The organism is Xylocopilactobacillus apis, assembly GCF_033095965.1.
GTDB lineage: Bacteria > Bacillota > Bacilli > Lactobacillales > Lactobacillaceae > Xylocopilactobacillus > Xylocopilactobacillus apis.
Genome location: NZ_AP026801.1, coordinates 1,960,001 through 1,974,497 on the forward strand (window position 1 = coordinate 1,960,001; position 14,497 = coordinate 1,974,497).

Below are 14,497 nucleotides of genomic sequence, written 5' to 3' on the forward strand. Positions count from 1 at the left end.
CTGATCAAGTTCTTTGATTTTGGCGCCGACCGTACGCATTTCAGCAATTTCTGCATCAGATTGTTCATGATTACGTTTCTTTTGAGCAATTTGATCACTTACTTCGTTGCGCTGTGCCTTTAAAGTTTCAGACTCAACCAGCATCTCGCGCCGTTGTTGATCAATGGCCAAGAGATCATCGATTTCTTGAGGATCAATTCCCCGCCATTTTAATTTATCCTTTATCCAATCCGGTTTTTCTCTGATAACTTTGATATCAAGCAAGATCTATTCTCCATTTCTTTTTTCATTGACTTAATTATTATGAAAAATCGTTCTGTTTGCAAGGTCTTTGCAAAAAATTATGTAACTTATTTTAATTCTTAATTTCAAATTATAAAAAAAACTTTTAGAATTATGACATAAAGAAAAGTTGGGCCTTATGCTTGACTAATTACTATTAATTCTAAAAGTTCGTTATAAAGGGAAACTTATGCTATTTGAAGAAACTATTTTAGAGAAGGGTGAATATCAAAAGTTCTTGATGTTCAGAGTTCTCAAATCTTTCGAAGGTTCAAACTATACTATCATTGATATTGCTAATGAAATGAATACAAGTTACCAGCAGACGTATAATATTCTGCAGGAACTGTTGGAAGATATTCAAAATTTCCCCAATACCGATTTGAAGGATTTAAATCGAAAGAAATTTCTGAATACTAAAAAAATTCCGATTTCAATTGATATGTACCGATTATTCTTATTAAAACAATCGCTTGTATTTCAATTTATTAACTATGTGGTTCAAGGCAGCAGTCCTAATGTGGAGAAGTTCTGTCAGGATCATTACATTTCCCGTTCAACATTACTTAGAAAGAATGCAGCACTTAAAGTTTTGCTGGAAAAATATAAAATCAAAATTTCTTATAACGACCTGAGCTTCATTGGAGACGAAAAAAGTATTCGGTTCTTCATTTACTGTTTCTACTGGCTCAGTTACCGAGGACTTGAATGGCCTTTTGAAACAATTCGTTACTACGATGTTGCCCAACAGCTGCAGTTGGAACAAAGTGAGTTAAACGATCCAATCGTTACAATTAGAACGGTTTTGTTTTGGACAATTACTCGGATTAGAATTATCCATGGTTATCACGTAACTGACATGGACAAGTTCGATCAAATTTTTCCTGATAACTTAAACCTATTTAATTCAAAAACTCCTTTTACTTCAAGTAACTTTCCAAAAGTACCTGCCGATCAATTAATTATTGAAGCTAAGTTTTTTAACTTCTTTAGACTTCAATCTTTAGTTTTTCCAATCATGGACAACGAAATTTCTCAAAAAATATACGATTCTATTAAGGAATCAAAAGGACCGGTTTGGCAGCTGACCAATGATTTTATTGAAGATCTTCAAACTCATTTAATTAATAATGAAGATTCAAAAATGATTGCCGCCAGTCTCCCCTTGCAAGCTAATTTAATGAGAATTTTCTTCTCATACTATATTATGCAGGGTGATTATCTTCAGTTTAATGACTTCTATGATGATGAACAGACTTTGAACTATGACAATTCTGTCTTATACGAAATCGTTAGTAACTTCGTTGAAGAAAAAGAACATGTTTCTGAGTTTACCCCATACTTAAAAGCTCAAAAGAAAATCATCAAGGAAATGGAGTACTTATTAATTCCTTACCTCCGCTATTTTAAATCAAATGAAACTGTCAAAGTTAAACTAGTATTGGAAAGCAGTGATTTAGTTACTAGAGACATGATGACATTCTTAAATGATCTATCATTTGTCGAAATTGCAACTGAAGGTGATAACCCAGCAAACGCAGATGTAATTATCACTTCAATTGAAGATTTAGGAGCACTCTACGAAAATGATAATTTAGATGACAAGATCGTGATTGATTGGAATTTGGATGCAACTGAAACTGAATATTTTAATTTATATCAATCTTTGAAAAAGGAATTTACTAAAAAAATTGCCAAGTAAAAAATCGATGCTTATGAAAACATCGATTTTTTTATTTTTCTCTTAATGATTTATTTCTTTGATGGCGACTAATCAGAAAAGTTAATAATAACAGCAAAAGTAAAACAATAATTGCAATAATGATATAAAGCCATAAATAATTTGGCTTGATCCCAATTTTTCGATTGAATTTTTCTGCCTGACTAGGAGTTACGGTGAAATCTTTACCCAAATGGTATGTTTTAGCAGGATTGCCCGGAACTTTTATTGCCAAAGAAAGATGATAGTGACCCGCTTTAAAACCATCTTTGGTCGTCCAATAAAGCTGGTAATTATAAATTGAATTTGGTGCCATTGCTAAAAGATTTTGCTTGGAACGAAATAAGACTTTATTCTTACCCTTAGCAGTAATCTTCCCATCAAGGTTAAAATCTAAGATCTGAGCGGGCTTAGTATTGCGCAATTCGGTTAAAATTGCTAAGCCGCCGCGTAAGCCAAAACCTGGTTGGATGGTGCCGATTTTAAAAGGGGTCTCAGCTGAATTGACAGGTATCTCAGATCCTCCAAAATTTAAGGCCACAGGAAAGCCAATTGAAAAATGATTAACAATATTGGTTTTACCTTTATTATTCGTTTGATCTTGTTTGGTTAGCTCTATAACCGTTATAGCACCTAAAACTTGACCATGGTAACTTTCAGTATCCGGAATTTTCAGATTAAGTCTAAAACTTTTTTTTGTTTTGGCGGGAACCTTTACCCGTTGATCATTATTTTGCACAAAATACCGAAAATTATAGACCAAAGTTCGATCTAAGCGTGGAACAGCTAAATCATAATGAATTTGGCCATCAATTCCTGTATAAGCAGTATTTGCAGTTATCAGAAATTCTCGTGCATCAGAACTTTTATTATCAATATTAAAAACAAGTGGTTGGTCTACTGACTTTACATTAATCCATAAATTATTTTTTCGGTTAGAATCTGAATTAGGTGTTAAATCATGATTAGGAGTAACAATAAAATCTGCCCCAGTGGTCGGAACTGCCAGTGGATACTCTGTTTTAATGCCAATAACTATTAAGAAGAAAGCTAATGCTGTTATAAACTTTTTAATCTTAGTCAACGCCTTTCTTTTTTTAAAATTATAGCAAAAAATTAGAAATTAAGATCGTCAAAAAAAAACGGCTCTCCAATTTAAGGAAAACCGGTAACTTGAAGATATACTACCTACTGCTTGCCATTAATGTCCAGGTAATTGGTGCATAATATTGACCTTCTTGAGCTTCATTTCCAACTTTCAAAGAAGCTGTGCTTGAATAATCATAATAAGAAACAGTCTTTCCAAAACCACCATAGAAATTATTGGTCAAACTCTTAGGCGTCCACCAAATTTTTACTTGCGGACCACCAGCAATCAAAGTCGAAGATTCATCATACTCAACATCTCTTCCATTTAGGTAATCTGTCATCGGTGCTCCCGATAAAAATACATTACTTCTAAAGTTAGATCCATGCGAGGTATTTCGCTCAACTGCCTTCTTATTGTTTAAAAATATTGCCCAATCATTATTGCCTAATGTAGTTGGTGCAGTCACTGGAGCTGTCCCGCCATAAGAAGCTGCCCCAGAATCATTATAGTTTGGATCACTGCTTACCGCTCCACTAATTCCAGAACCGCCAATAGGTGAGAAATAACCTAATTGTGCATACAATGTCCAACCAACATTGATTGGTTTAGATGTTGCTGGATTATATGGCTCACCTGAATAACGATAATCTGATACCTGTAATTTCCCATAAGAATTACCATCAGCGAAACTAGTTCCTGTATACCCACCACGACTATTATTCATCAACGAAGTCTGATGAGCACCAGTAAAACTTGGCATGAAGTGTAAATCAGGTACTGAATCTAATGCCAAAAATCCGGGAGCAAACTGTAAGGATCCTTTTGATCCATCTACACTCGCTGAATTACCAGGAGAAGCAATTTCATTAACTACTGTATTTTGATTATCTTCCCCTAAAGTACGACCAGACCCATCTGAATGACCTAATCCAGCACCTGCTGGATTTGCAGAGACAACTGCTGTATTTAAAAACAAAGAGAAAACGCTCGACGAGAGAATGACTCCCAACACTCTCTGACGAAGATTAATAGACTCCTTCACTTTTCTCCTCCCATATTCACGATATAATTATACTATAACTATATCAGTTCCCATACATGATTAATTCCGAATTTTAAGATATTTTTTCTAAAATTTGAAAGGATTTATTCTTTTGTTACAACATTCTTATTAGTCTTTTTTCTGCCTAATGTAAATACAAGCCAGAATAAGAAAATAATAAGCAAGACTATTAAAATCCCAATTATAATAAACAGCCATGTATAATCAGTCTTATACTTAGGATTTTTCCGATTAATTTGATCTGCTTGTGCCTTAGTAATTGTAAATTCTCTAGAAATATTCCATTTTTGTTTCTTTTGTTGCTCTTCATTTAAAGCCAAATGACTTTGAACAGCTTTTGCCTTAAGATCGAGACGGTACTTCCCAGCCTCCATCTTCTCGGTCGATTTCCAAGGAATCATATACGTAAAATTACTAGTTGGGGCAAACTTATAATCTTTAACCTTTTGAGTATGACGATCATTTGGATCTGCTAAACGAGTAACTGTTGCATCTAGCGATAATCCATCCATATATTGCATCTTAGGATTTTGAAGTTTTACTCCTACTGCCGGTAAAGTTTGATAACTTTGAGGGATAATTGTTTTAACTTTTAAATCAGATAGCACAAGCTTATCAGTTTCCGTCATTAAAACCTGAATTGCCATTGAATAATCATTTAAAAACTTTAAAGTAGCCTTTTGATTTTTACTCTTTCCAGCATCAGAAGTTGTTGTCAAGCTCGTATTTAAAAACAAGCCGCCAATCATAATACCATCAAAAGGTGTCTCAGGCATCGTATAAGAAATTTTTACTGTTTTAACTTCTTTTGGCTTCAAAGTAATCGTAGCATTCCTAATCCCAAAAGATGTAAAAGGAATTATATTAGACGGATCTGGCGGAACTTTAACCCCTGATGCTAAAATGTTCCCTGCACTTGTAATTGCATTTGTCGGAGTCATCGTAATGGTTTGGCTTTTTTTTGCTGTACTAGCAACGTATAATTCCAAGGTTTGTTTCATTCCTGGTTTTACCCTTAAATCAAAATAATTAATTGTTGTCCCTTTAGCTTGATTAGCTGGCGGAACTATCTTAACCGTAAAAAAAGGCACAGAGAGCGTAGCAAACTTTTTAGGGTCTGTCTCCACATCTGCCTGTGCCTTTTTTACGGGTATAAATTGAATTAAGAGTAATAAAAGTGAAAAAACAACTAAACCCAATTGCTTTTTTTTAGAACTCAAATATCTTTATCCCCTTTTATTGAATTTAAACTCCTGCTTGCAGAGTCCAATGAAGTGTTGATTGAAATACTCCAATTGTTGTCTGTTGATCTAGAGGAAGGTTCAAAGTAGCTGAATCTGCAGCATTAAAATCTGCAGCCCAAGTACCTTTACCTTTTGCGATACCAGCAGCAGTTAGACCATTTCCAACTTTCCAAACAACTTCTGTTGAAGAAGGCTGTGGATCACCAACATGTTCAGCGAAAATAATTTTCGAACTTGCAATACTATCAGGACGATCATCAGAAGCAGCTGAACTATATGTTGTGTGGAATACTCCACTTGTATCAGCAACTAAGTTTCCACGATCAACTGATGTAGTGTTTAAAGTAATATCAGTTGGTTTCATAGTAACAGCTGTTCCACCACCGACAACATTCTGCTGTTGGAAAGGTTCACCCCATGCAGTTACTTTCCAGCCAGAACTACCAGCTGTTTTATCAGTAACTTGAAGCATTCTATAATATCCTAAATTACTTGCTGAAGCATTACCAGAAGTTGCAACTCCTGTGTATGCTGAGCTAAGAACAGGTGCTGTACCATATAAATCATAAGCTGCAGCTTGTTGTAATTCGTGAACACCAAAATCAAAGTTAGGAACTCGATCTAGTGAAAGATTTCCAGCGTAGAATTCAATTGCTGCTTTACTGGTGCCGCTTGTTAAAGCACCAGAAGCATTAGAAACTTCAACACTTTGTGCGTCAGCCGCAATTACTCTTCCTGTGCCTACGCCGCTTTGACCAGTACCTGCTGCATTAGCGGCAAATACTGTGCTAGTACCACTAACAGCAGACAAGATTGGGGCTGCCATTAATGCAACTGCTGAAAGTTTACCAACTTTTAATAAGTTTTGTTTCATTTTTATCCTCCCAAATCGTAGTTAGCATAATCTTACTACAGATTACATAATACCAGGATTTTTATGCTTGAAATATCAAAATAATAATAATTTTTCTTTAGATTTGATAAAACGTTCATCACTATCATAACAGATTTGATTATTTTTCTCATTAAAAAACTCAAAGATTTTATTTCACAATCTTTAAGAATTTATTTTCTTTTTTTCATTGCCTTTTGTTGAGCTTTAAATTGTTTTTTCTGTTCACGCATCATTTGTTTAAATTGCTTTTTCTGCATGCCATCCATGTTCTGAGGAAAACCAGCATTACTTTCTTGACGTCCTCGTCCACGACCCATAATAAAGAATAAAGCAAATGATAAAACTAGTAACAAAATCCCGATAACAATTGCTAAAATGATGATCCATAAATAACTTTTCTTAATTGAAGGATTATATTTGTTAATTAAATCTGCTTGAGTTGGCGAGATTGTGTAATCACGTGAAAATTTAAAATTTCGAGTTGCAGTCTTAATTTTCAAATCTAAATGATACTTTCCCGGAGTAATTCGTTTGTTCGCTGGAAACATGATGGGATACGTAAAAATCGTATTAGGTGCAATTGTCCCCGAACTCACTTTTCCAGTAGCTCTAATCTTTCGGTCCTTTTTAAGATAAGTTGTCGCTTTGGCGCTTACTGTACTTCCAAATCCCATTGAAGTATTTCGTAAAGTAACTCCCGCTGCCGGATAACCACTATACAAAATTGCCTTAATTCCTGATATTTTTAGATTGGGAGTAACCTCGGTTTCCTGATCTTCTGTCATTTTAACTGCTATTGCGTAATTGAGATAATTTTTTAACTTCATCCCTGTTTTTCCGCTTTGATTTCTTTCAACATTTTGAGCATTTACATCGCTTACATAGATGCCACCAAGAACGATCCCCTTAAAAGGTTTTTTCGGAACCGTAAAATCCAGAGGCACTACTAATTTGCTATTGGGTCTTAGCTTAATAGTCTTTGGAGTAAAGCCAAAACGAGAAAAATCATATTTTAGCGATTTATCCTTATCCTTACTCTTAATCTCACCATCATAATTGGTATCCATAAAAGAAGTCGTTGCCGCAGTGGTTGCTAAAACTCTAATTGTTTTTGTTTCATTTGAGTTGTTATTGACCTCAATAGATAAACTTTGTCGCTGTCCTGGAACCACAGTTAAATCAAAATAGCCCTTAACCGCAGGATTTTGATTTTTGGGAGGTATTGGTCTAATAGAATACCCTCCATTTGTATTATTTGCCGCAAAAGCTGGAATTTCATTGAATACATTAAAAACTATTCCTATAAACAAAATTAAAAATATTTTTCTTGCTTTTCTCATTTTCTTTTCCGCCGTGGTACTGAATTTCTTGATTCAATTTTTTTATTTGATTGACCATTTGAATTATCAGCAGATTTACGCATTATTTGAAGATTTGTCTCTAAGCGGCGTTGAGCTTTATTTTGTCCTTTAAAGTAAACAAAAACAACAACAGCTATAAACAAAATAAGAATAATCACTGCAATCAAAATATATATCCACAAGTTGCTTTTTGGCAGTAAAACATTATTTGCATTAACTTCATTAGCTTGGCTGGCAGTAACCTCAAAATCTCTTGAAATGTGCCACTTCTTACCCGATCCGCTTGCTACTAAATCTAAATGATAAGTACCTGGCTTAATTGCACTTCTACCTACTTGCATGTAATATATAAAGTTTGAATTTGGAGCCATAGTCATTGCTGACTGACTGCGCTCAGTAACAACCTTACCTGAACTTTTTCTGATAATTTTTGCTTTTACTTTCATTTGAGAAACATAATTAGCCTTATCATTTTGTAAATTTGCTCCAAAAGCTGCATAACCGCTTTGAAGCCCGGGGGCTACTGATACCAAGCGAACATTTGGATCAGGAAGTTTACCAATAGACATCAATGCAGCAATTGTATAGCTATAATAATTCCTAATTTGAACTTTTTGTTTTTCACCTTTTTTGACAACTTGTTTTTTTGGCTTATCGTCTAATTGAGAAACATAAAAGCCACCCATTATCATTTGATTTTTTGCTTTCTTAGGAACTTTTACTGTAAAAGTTGCCATTTTAGAACTATTTGCTGGGATATGAATTCTCTGAGCTTTTTGAGTTAATTTAGGAAAACGATACTTTAAAGTTGGATCAAAGGGACCTTTATATGGTTCATAATCCATCTCTCCATTTTGAGAAGTTGTTGCATCAGTAGGCTTTACCTCCACATACACTTGCTTTTTTGAATGGTTATTGACCTTTAACTGAAATATCTGCTTGTCTCCTGGTTTTACATGCACATCAAACCATCCATTTATTCCTTCAGTCTGATTAGACGGAAGAATAACTTTAACATCAACGCTTATACCATCTGCTTTAACTATTTTGCTTTTGCTAAAAATTACCAAAAGTGTAAATAAAATAATTAAAATAATTTTACTTTTTTTTCTCATTTATTTCCTCAAATAATCTTTCCTCTATTCTACCAAGCATTTTAAAAAATTATTTGCAAAAAATTAAAAAAAATAAATCTTTTACAAGAAATAAATATTAATTGCAACAAAAAAACATCAGTTTTAATAACTGATGTCTCAAGAAAAATTAACTTAACATTATCCTATTGAGGAGCGGATGTTAATGTCCATTTCAAGCTTGCAGTATAAGTACCTAAGCCTTCAACAGGACTGGTGAACAATGCACTTTCCTTTTTAGTAAAGTCCATAATCCAAGCTCCCAAACCATTTTTAGTACTTCCGGTCTGATTAAGTCCAGAAGTTGCAGAATTTTGATTTGCATAGAAAATGGTAGTAGCAGCACCATAATTATATCCTGTCGAGTGCGGATCAGAAACGACCGGAGTAGTTCCTCTTGTATCAGCAGAATAAGCAATTATTGGAGCAGTAGCAGTAGTACCTGCACCAACAGGAGCTACTACATCTGGTAACGCATTACTAACATCTTTTTTATAGGTAACCTGACTAGGAACTATTGCAATTGCAGCTCCTTTTAAGTGGCTTTCACCTCCTGTAGGAGAAGCAGAACCACTAATTGTCCCGTCACCAGCTCCATCTTTATCAAAAGAACCAACTGATAATTGAACTTTCCAGCCATCTGTTCCCATTCGTTCATCATCAACAACTAATACTCGATTACTATTAGAAACATTATAACCATCAACAGTATTTTTACCAGTAGTTGCAAGAGCAGGAGCACTCCCGTCAGCAGCTAAAGTTGCATAAGTAGCATTTCCAGCAATACCGCCACTGCTATATGCAGGACCCGTTGTTGTAGCGTCTACTGGGTACCAATGTGTATTAGTTGAACCAGCTCCTTTAGCTCCACCAGTAAATTTCCAAGATCCAAAGTCAAAATTAGGTACTCTTAAAAGTGAAAGAATAGCACTATTTGCATCTGTATGCCAAGAAATACCAGCTAAAGATGTTCCACTAGTTTGAGCAGAACTGCCATTAGCCCCAGTACCAATAGAGCCATTAGCTCCTCCGCTACCCCATTTAACTGTAGGGTTGACTGCAGGATTAGTACTAGGAGCATTGGTATCACCACCAGCACCAGCAGCAAAAACTGTAACAGGAGCTACCATTGTACCAGCAACACCAAGCATTGCTACACTAGCTAGCAAAGAGCTTTTATTAATTTTCATACTCATTAAATTTTTTCCTCCCAAAAGAAATATAAGTATCAACTTACAAACATTATTTTAACATGTCAACATAATTATCTTAATCAATTCAAAATAAAAACTTTGTTTTTTTTGGAAAATTAAACTACATGACGTTCAAAAGGATCGTCGCTGATTCCTTCAGACAGAATTTGTTTACACCACTCTTTAGCTGAGAAAAGCGAATGATCGCGGTAATTTCCACAGCTATATTTGTCAGTTCCCGGAACATCTTCCCACTCAATATCGTTAGCAATTGCCTCCAAAGAACTTTTAAGCGCTTTTGCAACTTCAGTGGTAGTTTGTTCACCCCATGTAATCAAATGAAATCCCGTTCGACAACCAAACGGCGAACAATCGATTACTCCTGCCATCCGGTCTCTTAGCAGTCCTGCCAGCAAATGTTCAATTGTATGTAATCCAGCAGTCGGAACCGCTGTTTCATTTGGCTGACATAGACGAAGATCAAAATTAGAAATCACGTCGCCTTTTGGTCCTTGTTCACGAGTTATTAAGCGAACATAAGGGGCCTTAACCTTTGTGTGGTCTAAAGTAAAGCTTTCAACCTCGGTTTTAATTTTACTCAAAATTATTCCCCACTTTCTAAATTATGACTACTTGTATTGTGCCACAAAAATTAATAAAAAAACAGGTTTTCACCTGCTTAATTATTCCACTGTCACACTTTTAGCTAAATTACGAGGCTGATCAACATTATATCCCCGCTGAATTGTTGCATAGTAGGCAAGCAATTGAGCCGGGACAACGGTTAAGATTGGTGCGAGCACCTGATCGATTTTTGGCATAATAATCTGATCTTTTGATTCTGCCAAATCTTCACTGACAATTCTTAAAGTATTAGCCCCCCGCGCTTCTACTTCTTTAATATTGCCGCGAGTTAACCCTGCTGTTACTTCATCTGTAATGATTGCTATCACAGGAGTACCTTCGATAATTAAAGAAATTGTACCGTGTTTTAACTCACCAGCTGCAAAACCTTCGGCTTGAATATATGATATTTCTTTTAATTTTAGGGCGGCCTCTAAACTTGCATTGTAATCCTGACCTCGTCCGATATAAAAAGCATTTGTTGTTTTTTCTAAAAAGTCTGATGCATACTTTTCGATCTCTTCTTTATTATCGACAATAGTCTGAATTGCGTTAGCTATTATGCCAAGCTGATGTCTAAGATCAATCTTGCTGTCATCAGTTTTTAATTTTTGTCCAAGCGCTTTTGCAAGAATTGACATTACTGTTACTTGAGCTGTATATGCTTTTGTCGAAGCAACCGCAATTTCAGGTCCTGCATGCAAGAGAACCGTGAAATCAGCCTCTCTTGAAAGCGTCGAACGGTCAACATTTGTAATTGTCAAAATTGGATAGCCCATTTTTTTCATTTTGACCAGCACTTGACGGCTGTCAGCAGTTTCACCGCTTTGAGAAAGAAAAACAAAGAAAGGATGTTTGGTTAAAATTGGTAAATGATAGCCAAATTCACTTGCTAGTTCAACTGCCACTGGAACTTTAGCAATTTTTTCAACAATAGTTTTAGCAGCGAGTCCTGCATGATAGCTGGTCCCTGCAGCAACAATATAAATTTGATCCGCCTGCGCCATTTGTTCGATTAAGCGTGGATCAAATTTAAATTGATCTCTTTCTCCCATATATTGGTCAACCAAGCGTCTTAAAACTGCCGGCTGCTCATCAATTTCTTTTAGCATAAAGAAAGGATAAGTACCTTTTCCTGTCTCGTTTTCATCTAATTCAACATGATAAGGATTTCTTTCAACAGCCTGATATTCACGGTTAAAAATTTCAACTTGATCTTTAGTCACAATCGCCGTTTCACCGTCATGAAGTTCATCAAATTCATGAGTGAGCGACAACATTGCTAGGCTGTCAGAACAAACAACATTAAAGCCTTGGCCTAAACCAATTAATAAAGGACTTTTATTTTTTGCTACATAAAGTCGTTCAGGATCATTTCGGTCAACCATCAAAAAGGCAAAAGATCCTACCACAAGATCAACCATTTGACGAAAAGCATCTAAGACACTTTTACCAGAATTCACAAAATACTCTATTAATTGGACTGCTACTTCGGTATCAGTCTCGCTTTTAAAAGTAACATCTGACAAGTATTTTGAATTTAATTCCTCATAATTTTCTAATACTCCATTATGAACCAGATAAAATCGGCCATTAGCAGAAACTTGCGGATGAGCATTATTGTTGCTCGGAATACCATGGGTTGCCCATCTAGTGTGTCCAATTCCGACAGTTCCTTTTACATCCGGCCCAACAGCTGCTCGCAATTCGGCAATTTTTCCTTTTTCTTTAACTAAATGTCCATCACCTGACTTTGAGTCTACATAAATTCCCGCTGAATCATATCCTCGATATTCTAATTTTTCTAAACCATTCAACAGAACTTCTGTTGTATCGTCGCGTCCAATCACGCCAACAATTCCACACATGCTATTAACCTTCTTTTTAAAATTGGTATATATCTATTTTTAAAGTTCATCGGTCGCGCAAACCTCGAATATTATGCCATTTATAAAAATAACTGTCAAATTTATTGCAAATTGGTCTAGTCAGATATTACACGATTTAAAATTTTCTGAAAAAAAAATCATCCTTTTTAAAAGGATGATCACAGATATTTATTTTTTAGCAGTCGGTGTATTAGTCATAATATCATCGATCAAGCCATAATCTTTAGCTTCTTGCGCTGTCATATAATTATCTCGCTCAGTATCAGTTTGAATTTTCTTCAACGTCTGACCACTAGCTTTAGCTAAAATCTGATTTAGCTTCTTGCGAGTTTCCAACATATGATTGGCTTGGATTTCAACATCAGTTTGCTGGCCTTGAGCACCACCCAATGGTTGATGAATCAAGACTTCCGCATTTGGCAAAGCAAAACGTTTACCCTTGGTTCCGCTAGTCAAAAGAACGCTTGCCATTGAAGCAGCCATTCCCATTGCAATTGTCTGAACATCAGATTTAATGAAGTTCATAGTATCTAAAATTGCAAGCCCTGAAGTGATAACTCCACCAGGAGAATTAATATAAAGATAAATATCCTTACTAGAATCCTGCGCATCAAGAAATAACAATTGCGCAATAATTGAATTGGCCATGTTGTCTTCAACTTCGCCAGAAAGCATAATAATTCGGTCTTTTAAAAGACGTGAATAAATGTCATAGGCTCTTTCGCCCCGTGATGTATTCTCAATAACTGTAGGTACTAACATTTATTACTCCATTCTTGTTTTTATTCAACGTATGAATAATACTATAAAAGTCAATAAAGGTCAAAGAAAAGATTTACTTACCAAAAGACATCTAATATTGTTAGCCGCTTAAGTACATTTTATTTTTCGTTTTTTACATCATCAACTTCAATATACATTAAAATATTCCCTGTCCATAAAATTAATACTCATTTAGTTCGTATATTATTTCATTTTTTTGCATAAAATGGTTGTGATCAGTTAAAACGTTGTTATAATAGTAACAATACATTTTAAAGGAGAAAATAAATGGCAAGAACAGTTGGAGTTATGGGAATGGGTAATGTAGGATCGACCGTTGCACACATCATTGTAGCGCAAGGGCTCGCTGATACACTGATTTTATATGACCGAAATCAAGACAAAGTTAAGGCTGATACTTTAGACTTTCAAGATGCTGCAAGTCTGTTATCCACTCATACTACCATTATTAACGGACAAATTTCTGATATGAAAGATTGTGACATTATCGTGTCAGCAATTGGACGAATCGATTTGATTGTACCTGGAAGTGTTGACCGCTTTGCTGAATTGAAAACTAACGCCCCTTCAGTTGCAGAGCTTTCTAAAGATTTAAAAAATTCTGGCTTTAAAGGGATTTTGCTAGTTATTACTAACCCTAATGATGTTATTACTGGTTTGTATCAAAAACATACTGGTTTTCCAACTCATAAAGTTCTTGGTACTGGCACTTACCTTGATACTTCTCGTCTTAAACGCCATGTTGGTGAAGCCTTAAATATCGATCCCCGCTCAGTCAGCGGCTATGTTCTCGGAGAACATGGAGATTCCCAATTTGCTGCGTGGTCAACGGTTCGAGTGGAAGGGAGACCATTTACTGAAATTGCAAAAGAAAAAGGGATTGATCTTGATCAACTCGAAAAAGATACCCGTTTTGGCGGCGGCGAGGTTCACGTTGGTAAAGGCTACACAAATTATGCCGTTGCAACTGCTGCAACAAGTCTGATTCAAATTATGTTCTCCGATGCCAAAACTGAAGCCATTTGTTCTCATTACAATGAAGATTTTGCGGGATACATTTCAAGTCCTGCAATTCTTGGCAAAAACGGTGTTGAAAAAGTTCTTGAATTACCATTAACAGATCCAGAAAATGAGAACTTGAAGAAATCAGCTCAAACCATTAAAGAAAAAAGCGAACAATTTGGTTAATAACTAAATAATTAATGAAAAAAACTTGATGA

13 protein-coding genes (1 of these 13 only partly in view) are annotated in these 14,497 nt (G+C 35.4%); 2 read left to right on the plus strand and 11 right to left on the minus strand.

Annotated elements, in window-relative coordinates; all coding sequences use genetic code 11:
- A protein-coding gene (serS, locus tag R8749_RS09385) for a serine--tRNA ligase (RefSeq protein WP_317696260.1) crosses the window boundary here: on the minus strand, positions 1 to 264 show its beginning. The gene continues 1,035 nt to the left of window position 1, outside the view; 264 of the gene's 1,299 nt are visible here — the first part of the coding sequence; the start codon lies at positions 262 to 264; its stop codon lies beyond the left edge, outside the window.
- Between the two features lie 208 nt (positions 265 to 472).
- Between serS and R8749_RS09390 the strand changes: the two genes are divergently transcribed.
- Positions 473 to 1,984, plus strand: coding sequence for a helix-turn-helix domain-containing protein (locus R8749_RS09390; protein WP_317696262.1), 1,512 nt, complete (start codon positions 473 to 475; stop codon positions 1,982 to 1,984).
- Positions 1,985 to 2,015: 31 nt separating this feature from the next.
- On the opposite strand, the gene R8749_RS09395 is transcribed toward R8749_RS09390, so the two are convergent.
- From R8749_RS09395 to clpP, 10 genes are all read right to left on the minus strand, one after another.
- Complete coding sequence (locus R8749_RS09395; RefSeq protein ID WP_317696264.1) at positions 2,016 to 3,086, minus strand: WxL protein host-binding domain-containing protein; 1,071 nt, start codon at positions 3,084 to 3,086, stop codon at positions 2,016 to 2,018.
- Positions 3,087 to 3,186: 100 nt separating this feature from the next.
- Complete coding sequence (locus R8749_RS09400; protein WP_317696266.1) at positions 3,187 to 4,134, minus strand: hypothetical protein; 948 nt, start codon at positions 4,132 to 4,134, stop codon at positions 3,187 to 3,189.
- Between the two features lie 104 nt (positions 4,135 to 4,238).
- Positions 4,239 to 5,375, minus strand: coding sequence for a DUF3324 domain-containing protein (locus tag R8749_RS09405; RefSeq protein WP_317696268.1), 1,137 nt, complete (start codon positions 5,373 to 5,375; stop codon positions 4,239 to 4,241).
- A 25-nt stretch (positions 5,376 to 5,400) separates the two neighbouring features.
- A complete protein-coding gene (locus R8749_RS09410) occupies positions 5,401 to 6,273 on the minus strand; it encodes a WxL domain-containing protein (protein WP_317696269.1) in 873 nt (290 codons plus the stop codon).
- Between the two features lie 191 nt (positions 6,274 to 6,464).
- Entirely contained in the window at positions 6,465 to 7,634 is a 1,170-nt protein-coding gene (locus tag R8749_RS09415) for a DUF3324 domain-containing protein (RefSeq protein WP_317696272.1), read from the minus strand.
- Entirely contained in the window at positions 7,631 to 8,770 is a 1,140-nt protein-coding gene (locus R8749_RS09420; RefSeq protein ID WP_317696274.1) for a WxLIP family cell surface protein, read from the minus strand. Before R8749_RS09420 ends, R8749_RS09415 begins: the two co-directional genes overlap by 4 nt.
- Before the next feature lie 164 nt (positions 8,771 to 8,934).
- The gene (locus R8749_RS09425; RefSeq protein WP_317696276.1) at positions 8,935 to 9,984 is read right to left on the minus strand and encodes a WxL domain-containing protein; all 1,050 of its coding nucleotides are present in this window, start codon (positions 9,982 to 9,984) and stop codon (positions 8,935 to 8,937) included.
- 113 nt (positions 9,985 to 10,097) lie between these two features.
- Positions 10,098 to 10,574, minus strand: a complete 477-nt coding sequence (locus R8749_RS09430; protein ID WP_317698555.1) for an S-ribosylhomocysteine lyase — start codon at positions 10,572 to 10,574, stop codon at positions 10,098 to 10,100.
- A gap of 90 nt (positions 10,575 to 10,664) precedes the next feature.
- On the minus strand, positions 10,665 to 12,473 hold the full coding sequence (gene glmS / locus R8749_RS09435; protein WP_317696278.1) for a glutamine--fructose-6-phosphate transaminase (isomerizing): 1,809 nt from the start codon (positions 12,471 to 12,473) through the stop codon (positions 10,665 to 10,667).
- Between the two features lie 189 nt (positions 12,474 to 12,662).
- Positions 12,663 to 13,256 (minus strand): ATP-dependent Clp endopeptidase proteolytic subunit ClpP, encoded by a 594-nt coding sequence (gene clpP, locus R8749_RS09440; protein ID WP_317696279.1) that lies wholly within the window; start codon positions 13,254 to 13,256, stop codon positions 12,663 to 12,665.
- A 288-nt stretch (positions 13,257 to 13,544) separates the two neighbouring features.
- Here clpP and R8749_RS09445 point away from each other — a divergent pair, with 288 nt between their 5' ends.
- Positions 13,545 to 14,465 carry an L-lactate dehydrogenase gene (locus R8749_RS09445; RefSeq protein ID WP_317696281.1) on the plus strand — a complete coding sequence of 307 codons (921 nt, stop codon included), beginning with the start codon at positions 13,545 to 13,547 and terminating at the stop codon, positions 14,463 to 14,465.
- The last annotated feature ends 32 nt before the right edge of the window (positions 14,466 to 14,497 follow it).